This window comes from Saltatorellus ferox (assembly GCA_007751475.1).
Taxonomy (GTDB): Bacteria; Planctomycetota; UBA1135; order UBA1135.
This window is the reverse complement of the sequence record CP036434.1, coordinates 4,888,120-4,900,238: the sequence shown is the minus strand read 5'-3', so window position 1 is coordinate 4,900,238 and position 12,119 is coordinate 4,888,120. Positions and strand designations below refer to the sequence as shown.

8 protein-coding genes are annotated in these 12,119 nt (G+C 66.6%); 3 read left to right on the top strand and 5 right to left on the bottom strand.

Going from position 1 to position 12,119, the window contains the following annotated elements:
- The first annotated feature begins 213 nt into the window (after positions 1-213).
- On the top strand, positions 214-1,761 hold the full coding sequence (locus tag Poly30_RS17565; protein WP_145200043.1) for a hypothetical protein: 1,548 nt from the start codon (positions 214-216) through the stop codon (positions 1,759-1,761).
- Positions 1,762-1,884: 123 nt separating this feature from the next.
- Here the strand turns inward: Poly30_RS17565 and Poly30_RS17560 are convergent, their stop codons facing one another.
- Positions 1,885-2,202 (bottom strand): hypothetical protein, encoded by a 318-nt coding sequence (locus Poly30_RS17560; RefSeq protein WP_145200039.1) that lies wholly within the window; start codon positions 2,200-2,202, stop codon positions 1,885-1,887.
- A 210-nt stretch (positions 2,203-2,412) separates the two neighbouring features.
- Entirely contained in the window at positions 2,413-6,927 is a 4,515-nt protein-coding gene (locus tag Poly30_RS17555) for a hypothetical protein (RefSeq protein ID WP_145200036.1), read from the bottom strand.
- A gap of 546 nt (positions 6,928-7,473) precedes the next feature.
- Here Poly30_RS17555 and Poly30_RS17550 point away from each other — a divergent pair.
- Positions 7,474-8,052, top strand: a complete 579-nt coding sequence (locus Poly30_RS17550; RefSeq protein WP_145200033.1) for an RNA polymerase sigma factor — start codon at positions 7,474-7,476, stop codon at positions 8,050-8,052.
- The gene (locus tag Poly30_RS17545) at positions 8,049-8,981 is read left to right on the top strand and encodes an anti-sigma factor (protein WP_145200030.1); all 933 of its coding nucleotides are present in this window, start codon (positions 8,049-8,051) and stop codon (positions 8,979-8,981) included. The genes Poly30_RS17550 and Poly30_RS17545 overlap by 4 nt, the downstream gene beginning before the upstream one ends.
- A 153-nt stretch (positions 8,982-9,134) precedes the next feature.
- On the opposite strand, the gene Poly30_RS17540 is transcribed toward Poly30_RS17545, so the two are convergent.
- From Poly30_RS17540 to Poly30_RS17530, 3 genes are read right to left on the bottom strand one after another with little or no spacing between them, the layout of a single operon-like run.
- On the bottom strand, positions 9,135-10,142 hold the full coding sequence (locus tag Poly30_RS17540; protein ID WP_419190317.1) for a cobalamin B12-binding domain-containing protein: 1,008 nt from the start codon (positions 10,140-10,142) through the stop codon (positions 9,135-9,137).
- A gap of 39 nt (positions 10,143-10,181) precedes the next feature.
- Positions 10,182-10,814 carry a DUF2878 domain-containing protein gene (locus Poly30_RS17535; RefSeq protein WP_419190316.1) on the bottom strand — a complete coding sequence of 211 codons (633 nt, stop codon included), beginning with the start codon at positions 10,812-10,814 and terminating at the stop codon, positions 10,182-10,184.
- Positions 10,804-12,114 carry a class I SAM-dependent methyltransferase gene (locus Poly30_RS17530; RefSeq protein WP_419191374.1) on the bottom strand — a complete coding sequence of 437 codons (1,311 nt, stop codon included), beginning with the start codon at positions 12,112-12,114 and terminating at the stop codon, positions 10,804-10,806. Before Poly30_RS17530 ends, Poly30_RS17535 begins: the two co-directional genes overlap by 11 nt.
- Positions 12,115-12,119 lie beyond the last annotated feature (5 nt).

The window sequence follows — 12,119 nt, the reverse complement described above, 5'->3', positions numbered from 1 at the left end:
GCCGTGGCAGGCGGCTGCTGGGCGGCGGGAAGCGTCGGCGCATTGGCAACAGCGGCAAGCGCTCAGTCCATCCCGGAACTCACGTTCTCGATCGACTTCTCCGGTCCGACGATCGCGTCCCCGGGAAGCGCAGCTGGAGCGCTGATATCGGACGCTGATCTGCTCGTTCGCAGCGGAAACCCATTCGATCCAGCCGCGCCTCGCATCTCGCTGGTGCCTGACTTTCTCGCGGCGTACAGCACGAACTGCGGCGGGCACCTGCCTGGTGTGGCCTGCGGGCTCGAGATCAACGCCATTTCCTTCGGTAAAGGGTCGCGTTTGAAGCTCGATCCGAACTACGTCTTTCACGTTCTCTTCTCCGTGGACGAGTTTGCCGTGGGGCGTCCCTCGCCGGCGGGGTTCGAATTCACCGACGTGTTCCAAGAGGGCTTCGGACGTGAAGCGGCGGGGGATATGTTCTTCAGCACATTTACCGGGATCGCCCCCTTTGGCCTGGGACCCAACGCCGGTTATGCGGACGGCAATGGCCGTCGCGTGACGCAAGGAGCCTCGCACGTGTTCGGGCTGGGACTGGTCGAACCGATCACGCCCGACCAGGGCACGGTCGACAGCGGCGACAACGTCGACGCCATCAACTACGGCAAGCGATTCGACGAGACCCAGGACGTCCTCTTCTTCTCCATGGAGGGCGGCTTCCCCCGCTGCAACGAGGCCGGAGCCAGTTTCGATGCGGCCGCCAACCAGCCTCTGCTGGGCGGCGCGAGCGCGCGCGCTGCGGATGTCCTGCTCTACGTTCCCGGGTCCGGAGGCGTCCGGGCGTATGCCCGGGCGCAAGAACTCGGACTGGATCTCTTCGGCCTGGGCACCGACGACATCGACGCTCTCATGGTTGTGGAGAACGGCCAGCCCGGCTATCAGGCTCCTGCGAGCCTCTATGACTGGGATGGCGTGGGGGGATCGGACCTGATTCTTTTCTCTCTTCGCTGCGGATCGGCCACCGTCGGGATGACGGATCCGGTCACCAACCGGGAGATCGGTGAAGGCGATATCCTCATCAAGCTGGCGGGTACGAGCGGTCTACCGCAGGTCTTCCTGCCCGCTGAGTCACTGGGCCTGCGCAGCCTCGCTGCCGGGGATACAGCGAACGATGAACTCAACGGGCTCGATATCTTCGATGACGACGACCCGCCGTTCCTCGACTGCAACATGAACATGGTCGACGATGCGATCGACATTTCCTACAACACCTCGACCGACGTCGACAACAACGGAATCCCGGACGAGTGCGAGGACGGCTGGTCGCCTTTCTGTGACTGCACCCTGGCGGCTAATTCCCCCTGCGGGAACGTGAGCGGTGTCGGGCGCGGCTGCCGAAACGCCTCCGGTTTGGGCGCTCGGCTCGATGGAGCGGGGACGACCTCCGTGAACTCGGATGCCCTGGAACTCCACGTGACGGACATGAACCCGGGGAGCACTTCGATTCTCTTCGGAGGGCTCAGCACGACGAGTTTCCTCTTCAGCAACGGCCGACGCTGCGTGGTGCCCACCGGAAATCGCCTTGGGGTTCGAATGGATCCCGGAGGCACGGGGGCGTGCACGTACGGTCCGGGGCTGATCGGGGCCTACCCAGGAACCCTCATGGTGATGTCAGGGTCGACCTTCCTCTTCCAGGTGTACTACAGAGATGTCGACACGACAGGGATGGCCTGCGGCAGTACGGCGAACTTCACGAATGCGCTGATGGTTCCGTTCACGCCCTGATCTGACTTTCGAGGGCTGCTTTGATCAAAAAGAAGAAGGCGCCCCGTCCCAGCCATGGGACGGGGCGCCTTCTTGTCGCTTAGGGCCAAGGCGACTTCCAGCCGCTGCGGTTTCGAACCGGGACTACTTTGCCCTGCGGGCGCGTGGCTTGCGTGCCTTCGGCACCTTGAGACCCTTGGACTCGAAGTACTCCGCCAGGATCCGCTGAGCCTCGCTCAGAGCGCGCTTGAGATCCGCGTCCGCCGTGTCCTTGGACTTTTCGACGGCCTTGGTCAGGGCGCGGAAAGCTCCGGTCGCTTCTTTCGAAGCCGGATCCTTCTTGATCGCTTTCGCGGCCTTTCTGTTCTTGAGATCTTCGATGCGCTTCTGGAGATCCTGGATGAGCTCCTCATCCGTCCTCCGGTAACGCTGCTTGCCAGGTTTCGGTTTACGTTCTGCCATGTCATATCACGCCACGTCACCTCGGAAGTTGGGCACATCGAGGTGAAGTGGGCGTCGGTAGTAGAGAGGGAACACGCCATGGGCGAATGCTTGCTCAGTCGCCCTGACTTCGAGCGCTCTTATTCCATCGTCTGCCCATTAGTATTGTCAAATGCCACATTCGAATTAGCGTGGAGGATTTCGCCTGATCTTCGCGTTCTTCGTGAGGTGTCAGGCGTTCTCAGCCGCTTTTTTGGCCCTCTCGGCCTTTTCCTCGTCGCTGAGCTGGCTCTCCAGTGCTTCCAGCATCGGCTTGAGATTCGCCAGCATGGAGGCGGCAGCCGTCATGGCCGAGCCTTTCTTCGCCAGCAATCCGGAGCGATCCGCCAGGAGATCGTTGGTCGAGTCGAGGGCGTTCATGAGCTCTTCGATTCGAGATTCCTGGCTGCTGGCCTTCCGGCTGGTGGTTTCCAGCGTGGCCGTCAGCTCCACGATCTTGCCCTCGAGGTGCTTGACGTGGTTCTGGCGCTCGGAGAGGTGAGTCTTCAGCGCCACGACTTCCTTGTTGAAGATCGAGGTCGCTGCCGTGGCCTCGTCCAGGGCCTCCTGTAGCGCACGGATCTCGGCCGACTTGGTCTCCGTCTCCTTGCGCAGAGAGGCGAGCTGCTTCGTCACCTCCCTGTCGAGTTCCTTGAGCTTCGAGCGCGATTCGGCGAGCGCCGTCTTCTTCAGGTCCAGGTCGGAAGCCGTTCGCGCCAGCTTTTTCTCCTGCGCCTGCACACTGGCCTCCAGGGCGGAACGCTGTTCCTCGTGCTGCTGGCGCTCCGCCTCGAGACGGGCCTCGGCCTCCTCGCGGGCTGCCTGGGCGGCCGCCTTCTCCTCGTGGAGTTCGGCGAGGCGTGCTTCTTGTTCGGCTTTCGACGTCTCCATCGAAGCCGTCGCCTTCTGCAGGTCCGCTGCTCGACGTTCGGCCTCCTTGGCCTCTGCGCGAGCTTCCTTCACCTGAGCCTTGAGTTCGCTCAAGTGCGCCTCGCGATCGGCCAGCTTGGCCGTCAACTTGGCCTCGGACTCCGCCGACCTGGAAGCTTCCTTCTCGCGCTTGCCCTCGAGGGAGCGCAGCTCTTTCTCCATCTGCGCCGCCACTTTCAGCGCCGCTGAACGCTCTGCCTCGAGGCCCTCGGCATCCGCCTGCGCCTGGCTCTCCAGTTCCCTGTAGGCAGCTTCTTTCGCTTCGGCCACCGCGTGGGCCGCCTGGAGCTCTGCGATCAGCGCATCCAGTTCGGCCTCCTTCGCGGAAAGCTCGCCCGCGACGGCCGCTTCCTTCTCCGCGAACGCATCGCTGCGTTGTTCTGCCTGGGCCCGCGTCTTCTCCAGAGCCTTCTGCGCCTTCGCGAGCTCCTTCAAGGTCGCTTTCTGCTCGCTCTGAAGCGCCGCGAAAGCCTCCTGGGCCGAGCTCCGCTCGCTGGCCATCGCCTCCTGGGACGCCACGAGTTGAGCCTCCCGTTCCGCGACCTCGGCTTGCATCGCTTCGATTCTGGACGACCGTTTCTTCAGCTCGGTCGCGAGATCGTTCTCCCGTGCGGCCAGCGCGTCCTGCTCGGCCTGGGCTTGTTGCAGGGCCTCGCGAAGCGCCCTTTCACCCGCCTTCTTCGTCGCCTGAAGCTCCTCCCGAGCGCGGGCTTCGGCCTCGGCGAGCGATACCTCCAGCTCCCTCGCGCGGCTCTCGGCGCGCGCGATCTCCGCGTTGCGATCTTCGATGGCCGCCTGCAGCTCCGCCGCCACCGACTCACCGCTCGCCTCCGCCTGGTCGCGAAGTTCGCGCGCTTCGATCAGCGCAGCCTCGCGGGCCTCGACCTCGGACTTCAGTCCGGCGAGCTGCGTCTCGCGTTCCTTCACCTGGGCGCTGAGGTTCTCGAGCGCCTCCGCCCTGGACTCCAGCTCGACCCGTGCCGCCTCGACGTCGCGATCGCGCGTCTCGATGACGGAGCGAGCGGCCTCGAGTTCCGTGGTGAGCTTGGCGGCTGCCGCTTCGCGCTGGGCGAGGGCGGCTTCACGCGCTTCGATCTCCCCGCGCAGGTCCTGCGCGACGGCCTCGCCGCTCGCCTCGATGCTGCGGGCCTCCTGGCGCGCCTCCGCGAGGAGTTCCTCACGACGCGCGAGTTCCGCCTCGGCGCTGGCGATCTCCTCCCTGGACTGTGAGAGGCTCGTCTGGGCCGCGGTGATCTCGTCGCGGGAAGCAGCCAGCTCTCTCTCGCGCTCCTCGATCGCCGAGCGTGCGGCCTCGAGCTCCGATGCGAGCGCGGCGGCTGCGATCTCGCGTTCCGCAAGCCTCGCCTCACGCTCTTCGATCTCCCCGCGCAGGCCCTGCGCGACGGTCTCGCCGCTGGCTTCGATCGCGCGCGCTTGCTGGCGTGCCTCGTCGAGCGCGGCCTCGCGGGCCGCGAGTTCGGTCTGGGCGACCTGCAGCTCCGATTCGCGGGCTTCGATCGCCCCTTGAGCGGACGCGAGTTCGGCCACCAGCGCCTCGGCGGCGCGCTCGCGCTCGGCCAGCGTCTTGGAGCGCTGGTCGAGCTCTTCGCGGAGTCGTTCGGCCTCGGCGGCTCCGTCCGCGGCCACTTCCGTGACCCGGTCCTCCGCTTCGCTCAGGGCCTCCTCGCGCTCGGCCAGGTGGGCACGCAGCTCCTCCAGCAGTGCCTCGCGCTGCTCCAGATCCTCGCGTGCCTTCCCGAGGTTCTCCTGCGTCGAGCCGAGATCCCCGCGCGTCGCGGCGAGTTCCGCTTCACGCGCCGCGAGAGCCGCGACGCGCTCTTCGAGTTCTTGCCCGAGCTGGGCCAGTTCGGACTCGCGCCGCTCCATCTCCTCGGCGAAGCGGTTCGCTTCCTCCCGGGCCTTCTGGCCAAGGGCCTCGCGCTCCTCGCGGACTTCCGCGAGGGCCGCGTTCTCCGCGGCCAGCTTTTCCGAGGCCTGGCTGAGTTCGCTCTCCTTGCGCTTCAGGTCAGCGGCCAGCTGGGCGCTCTTGACCGCTTCCTCGTCGCGCTCGGAGCCGAGCGCGCGCAGGGAGTCCTCCAGGCTTTCGATGCGCGTCTCGAGCATCGCGCTGGTCTCGACGACCTCACGCCGCGTGTCGACGAGGCGACTTTCCGCCTCCGAGAGCTCCGCACGGGAGGCTTCCAGTGCACCCTGAACCTCTTCGAGTTCCTGGGTAGACTGCTGGTGCGCTTCCTCCGCTTCGGCCAGTCGTTCCTGAAGCGAGGCCACCTCGGCGGTGCGCGCTTCCAGCTCGGCCCGGTTCTCTGCGAGTTCAGCGTCGGCCCGCTCCAGTTCCGTCGTGACAGCTTCGGTCGCCGCCTCGGCGTTCTGGACCGCGGTCTCTAGCTCCTCGGCGCGAGCTGTCAGCATCGCGATCGACGCTTCGTGCTCGGCGGCGAGGGCCTGATGTTCGTCAGAGAGAGACGCATGCTCGGTAGAGAGCGACGCATTCTCGGCGACGAGAGCCTCCAGCTCAGTCCCGAGTTCATCATGCTGCTCGAGGAGCGTCTCGTGCTCGGCCTTGAGGCCGTCGCGCTCGACCTTCGCCGCTTCGAGGACCGCCAGCGTCTCCGCGGAGGCTTCTTCCAGCGTCTCCAGCTCCTGGAGAGCCTCGACCAGCTTGGCGGCTTCCGCGTCTCTCTCGAGGGCGAGTTCCCCGTGCTTGGCCTCGAGGGCCTCCAGCTCGGTGGTCGTCGAGGTCAGGGACGTCGCGATCTGCTCGCGAGCGGCGCTGAGCTCTTCGAGGGCTGCGCCACCGGCCACCGCGGTTTCCTCGAGTTCCAAAGTCCGCTCCGTGGCCTCTTCGAGCGCCAGCTCCAGCGCTTCGATTCTCTCGGTCGCCTCCAGATGGGCAGCCTCGAGATCCCGAACCTGGGCCTCCGTCGACTCCAGCGTCGACTTGAGTTCCGTGAGCCCTGCCTCCGCGAACTCCAGTTCGGTGGTCAGCTCCTCGACGCGGGCCGTCTGCTCCTCCACGCCCGCGTTGCCCGCGGCCTGAAGCTCGTCGCGTTCTGCCCGGACGGCGCTGAGCTGTTCGTTCAGCGAGTCGAGGTGGTCCTCGGCGTCGTGGATGACCTTGGCGCTCGCCTCCAGGTCGGCCGTGAGACCCTCGACGCGCGACTGGGCGAGCTGCAGCTCATCGCGGAGCGAGCGAACCTCGCTCTCGGTCTGGCCCAGCTGCGATGCCGTCTGGTCGAGTCTATTCTCCAGGGGGCGAAGCGACTCGATGCGGGCCGTGAGTTCGTCGATCACGCTCGTCTGCCGCTCGATTTCCGCTTCCTTCTCGCGCTGAGCGTCTGCCACGCGCTGACGCCATGCGCAGATCTCGTCCTCGAACGCAGCGATCTCCTCGGCGGAGGCTCCGTGGTCGGGTTCCAGCGGCTGCACAGGGGCCGGGCCCGGCTGCACCTCGCGGAAACTCGTCGAGATCCCCTCGTGGGTGTCCAGGGCTTTCTGCAGGCGGCGCATCTGACGCGTCTGGTCGGCGAGCTTGCCCTTGAGCGTGTTCTCCGCTCGGTCGAACTCCTGGATGACGCGCGCCACGCGTCCCTCCATCGCCACGTACGCTTCGTAGCGTGCGCGGACCTGGCGGGTCATTTCCCGCGCGAGGGCAACACGCTCCTTACGGTTGCGGGTCGCGGCCACGTAGTACGCCAGTAGACCGCCACAAAGGGCGGTTGCGCTGCACAGGAGGGGGATCAGAGCGGGGATAGGCATGATCTCGATGTCGGAATTCAGAACATCGGATCCGAAGCGATGTCCCAAAAACTGCAACGGGTGGCGGGGCGCTGAATCCCCATGGGCGCTGAACACCCCGAAAACACGGTCGACGGCGCTGCGAAGGAAACCTTTTCCCGGCGCGGTTTCCTGTCGCGATCGAGGCGGATTGGGGCCTGTGCGCATCACCAGCGAAGGCGCGTGCGAACCCCCCGGCGGCCAGAGGGCTCCGGGCACGAAGTGTCAGGTTCGCGGTTCCTGGCCCGAGGTCCCCACCCCATGAAACAGACCCTGCAACGCACTCTTGTCACGGCTCCCCCGGGGCGGGAACGGAAACATGGCCTCCGCGCTCGGTCTTCGTGCGCCGCGGGAGACCTGGCGGTCACCGTCGCGGGTCCGGAACTTACAAGGTCGTCGTTTGGGAGCACGCGAATCAGCGGCGGCTTGGCTAGACTGTCGGGCCTCCCTGGACCTGACAGGCAGCCCCTACCCGATGCCCATCCCTCGCAGGGCCCTCGCCATGTTCGCGGCGCAAGCTCCCCCACGATGACCTCCCGTTCAGCCGCACAGCCGACGATACTCGAGCGCGTAGCCGCGGGAGATCCCGGTGCCGTGAAGGATGTGCTGTCCCGATATTCGGCTCTCGTCTGGTCCCTTGCCTCCGGGCTCTCCAGGGACCCGCACGAGATCGAGGACGTGGTACAGGACATCTTCGTCGACGTCTGGCGCAGCTCCAAGCGCTACGATCCCCGAGTGGCCTCGGAAGCCACCTTCATCGCCACGATCGCGCGGAGGCGCGTGATCGACCGGCGTCGCCGAGCGGGAAGGCGCGTGGACCCGGAGCCGCTGGAGGAGGAGCTGGCCCCGGGGGCGGATGATCCCTCCCTGCGTCAGGTCGACATCGAGGACGAGGCGATGCAGGCGAAGGAGGTGCTCGCCGAGCTCTCCGGGGATCGCCGGAGGGTTCTGGAGCTTTCCGTCGTGACGGGACTGACGCATCGCGAGATCGCCGCCGATACCGGGATCCCGCTCGGAACGGTAAAAAGCCATATTCGCCGCGGACTTGTCGAGGTGTCGGAGAGATTGAAGGCTCGGCGCGTCGCTCACGGGGAGGACGGGGAATGAGTTCGATCCATGGAAACGTCGGTGGAGATCACCGCGACGATCATCTCTCTCCCGACGAGTGCGCAGCCATCGCTGCGGTGGACGGGCTGGGTGCGCTGACGGCGCAAGAAGCGTCGTCCGTGGACGAGGCCGAAGTGGCGGAGCTGGAAGCGGCTGCCGGGGCTCTTTTCACCGCGTTTGCTCTCGAGAGCCGCGATGGGGATAGGCAGCGCCGCGAATCGCCGCCTGACGGGCTGGTGGACAGGCTCCTGCACATGATCGAACACCACGTGCCCGCGAGCGCTCGCTCCCTGGAGGGGAGCGAGTCGAGTGGATCGAGCGATCGGGTGCGCCGGGAGGAACCGCCCCAAAGCTTGCCACAGGCTCCCGTCGCGTCCCTGCCCGCGGCCTCCCTCGACTCGGTGCCTCCGCGTGGATGGACCTTCGGATCCGTGGCAGCTATCGCTGGATGGGCCGCGGCTGCCGCTCTTCTGGCGGGTCTGCTCACCACGCTGGACCGCGTCTCGGACCTCGAGGAAGGGCGCATCAGCTCAGATCCGGCGGTGGCGCTCACGCAGTTCCAGCTTTCGACGCCGGACGTCCGCCAGCTCGCCTGGCAGCCGCTGGGTGATAAGCCCGTCAAGGGAGCCGTCTTCTGGAGTGATGATGCGAACGACGGCTTCATGCGCATCCAGGGCCTTCCGGTGAACGATCCGTCGGAGTTCCAGTACCAGCTCTGGATCTTCCGCGGGAGCGATCCCGCAGCCGAGCCCCATCCCGTCGACGGCGGCGTCTTCGACGTGGCCAAGAACGGAGAGGTGATCATTCCGATCGACGCGAAGCTTGGCGTGGGCGAAGCGTCTCTTTTCGCGGTGACGGTCGAGAAGCCGGGGGGCGTCGTGGTTTCCGGTCGCGAGAAGATCGTCGCGCTCGCCTCGCGCGCTGGCTGAACCGTCTCTGATCTTCGTCGGTGCGGAACGTCTTCGGCGGGATCGAGCCGGTGAAGACGGAGTGACGCGGCAGTCCGCACGCGTCAAGTCCGTTCAGGCCCAAGCCGCGGTCAGGCCTGATGCTGCGCCAGTTCTGCAGCAGCGATCAGGTCCTCAGATTTGAAGTCCCACGAGTTCTCGGGCCACCCGTACCCCGTCGGCCAGCGTCGTGGCGAAGGCATCTGCACCCATGGTCTTCGCGTCCGCCGCATCGCGCACGGCCGCGCCGCCGACCAGCACCGGGATGGAGGCATCCCGGGCCCTCAGGTAGCTGCTCAGCGTAGCGCGCTGTGACGGAAGCGTGGCGGAGATGGCGATGACGTCGCAATCGTAGCTAGCCGCGGTCGCGTCGATCTCGTCGGCGGGGGTGTCGGCTCCAGCCAGCGCCACGCGCCAGCCATCGTGCTCCAGGAGCAGCGCGAACGCGACGAGCCCTGTGTCGTGGGCATCGCCGGGCACCGCCGCCACGAAAGCTGCCTTGCCGTTCGGCGCGGACGGTGGAAGTGCGCCTGCAAGGCTGTGTAGTGCGCTCCGCAGATTGGCGGTGACGACGTGCTCGACGGCCACTCCCATCTCGCCCATGTGCCAGCGACGGCCCGCCTCTCGTGCAGCCGGAAGCAGCGCGTCCACGATGCATTCCTCGAGGGTCATGCGACCTTCCTGCAGTTCCTCGAAGAGGAACCGTCGGGCGCCCCCGAGATCTCCGACCATGGCGAGGTCGAAGAGCTCCGCGGCCGCGCTGCCAGCCGCGAGTCCATGGCTGATGGCCGGCGCATTCGAAAGGGCCCGGTGCGCGGCCTCGAAGTACGGCTTCACCGCCGGGCCCGTCTCCCCGGGAAGCTGGTCCACGAGCGTCTCCTGCATGCAGTCCAGCACCAGCAGCAGATCCTCGGAGGGGATCCCGCGCGAGGTCGAGATTCCGCGGAACCAGAGGAGGTCGTCCGCAAACATCTTGGGATCGCCTGCCGAGAGCGCCGCGCCGAGGGTTTCGAGACGTGACTTCAGCGCCTGTTTCCAGGTCTCGAATCCATCGCTTCCGTAGCGCTCGACGAGGGCGTCGGAGCGCTCGTAGGCGCGGGCCACGGAGAGTCCTGCGAGGCCTCGCGCAGTCGTTCGGATCATTTCGGCGGTGAAGGCAGACGCACGCATGGTTCGGGGCAGTCAGTGGCCGGGGGCGTGGCCGGATCGCTCCGGCGGGGACGAAGGGTATGCTAGCGCGAGGAGCACCGGCATGATGACAGCATATTCCAGCGCCAGCGCCGCGAGCGTCAGGTTGCCGCGAGGGAGTTCGACCGCGCCGAATCTCGAGCCGGACCAAAAGGAGAACGGACCGCCGATGGCGCCGAGAACGATCGCGAGAAGAGGCTTTCCGGCCAGCCATCCGAGAGAGGAATGCAGGATGGATCCCACCGCGATCCAGAGGACCACGATCCAGGGCGGAACGAGCCATCCGGTGAGCGCCGCGCCGGGCGCAAACCGCGTGATCTCGGGGAACCCGATCAGGCCTGATCGAAGGAGCGCCGAATCCACGACGAAGCCTATCAGGCCCACCAGCGCCCAGAGGCGCAGCTCGGGAAGGCGCGAGCCGCGCGGCACGAAGCGCAGGTTGATCGGGAGGAGCAGAACCGCCGAGAGCGGCCCCGCCCAGAGCCAGCCCCGGGCGGCTCCGAGAACGCACGCCGTGTAGACGACCTGGAAGATCACGAAGCTCGTGAGCTTGGCCGCGAGCGAGGAAGCGGACGAATTACCCCCGCCTGCCTCTTGCGAGCTCCCTGCGCTGGTATCAGTCGTCACGAAGCAGTTGGGCTGCGATGGGGGGGCTGAAATGGCGACCTTCCCGCGCGAAGACGAGGTGTCCCACGGAGATGTGGCGCTCGATGAACCCGCCCTCGCAGTACGCGAAGTAGAAGTCGAAGAGACGGAGGAAGTCGTCGTCGAAGCCGAGGGCCTGGGCCTCGCTCCAGTGCGCGCGCATCCGGTCGCGCCACAGGCGGAGAGTGGGTGCGTAGTGCTCGCCGATGTCTTCCATGTGCACGAGCCGGAAGTCCGACGCTTCGCGCGCCGCGTCCGTCAGCGACGTGACCGATGGGATACAGCTGCCGGGGAAGATGTGCCGCTGGATGAAATCGACGGCCTTCCGCGCGCGCTCGAAGTGGCGGTCGTGGATCGTGATCGCCTGGCACGCGAACGCGCCGCCTGGCACCAGAAGTCTCTCGCAAGTCTTGAAGTACGAGCGGTAGTGGCGCGCGCCCACGGCCTCGATCATCTCCACGGAGACGATCTTCGTGTACTGGCCTTCGAGATCCCGGTAGTCAGCGAGGCGCACGTCGATACGATCCCCGAGCCCCGCCGCATCGACGCGTTCGCTGGCGAAGGTGTGCTGCTGCTTCGAAATGGTCGTGGTGGTGACGCGGCATCCGAACTTGGAGGCGGCTCGGATCGCGAACCCGCCCCAGCCCGTTCCAATTTCCAGGAGGTGGTCATCGGGCCCGAGGGCGAGGCGCTCGCACAGCCGGTCGATCTTCGCCAGCTGGGCCTCTTCGAGCGTCGCATCGGGATGCTCGAAGACAGCCGACGAATACGTCATGGTCGGGTCGAGGAAGAGCCCGAAGAACTCGTTCGAGAGATCGTAGTGGGCCGCGATGTTGCGGGCCGAACCCTTCCGCGTGTTGTCGCGGACGAGGTGATAGGCCTTCAGCAGCGGAAGGGAGAGCCGCGCGAGGCCGCGCTCCAGTCCCTCCAGCGCCGTGTGATTCGCGACGAACACGCGCACGACATCCGTGGGTTCCGGGGAGGTCCACCAGCCGAAGGCATAGGCCTCGCCGGCGCCGACGCTACCCCGCAGCGCGATCGCCGACCAGAAGCGTTCGTCGTGGATCTCCGCGATCCCGTCGGCGTGGCCGGAGGCGTCGACGCCAGCCGCCTGTCCGTAACGAACCTCATGCACGCTGCCATCGCTCGACCCGCTTCGGAGGGTGAGCGAACCGTGCACGAGCCTCTCCAGGCGCCCGCGAACTGCGCGCTCCAGAAGGCCGCCGCTCGCGGACGACAGTGGGCGAAGAGGGCTGCCGAGCAGCGCCTCCGGCCGCGTCAGGGCTC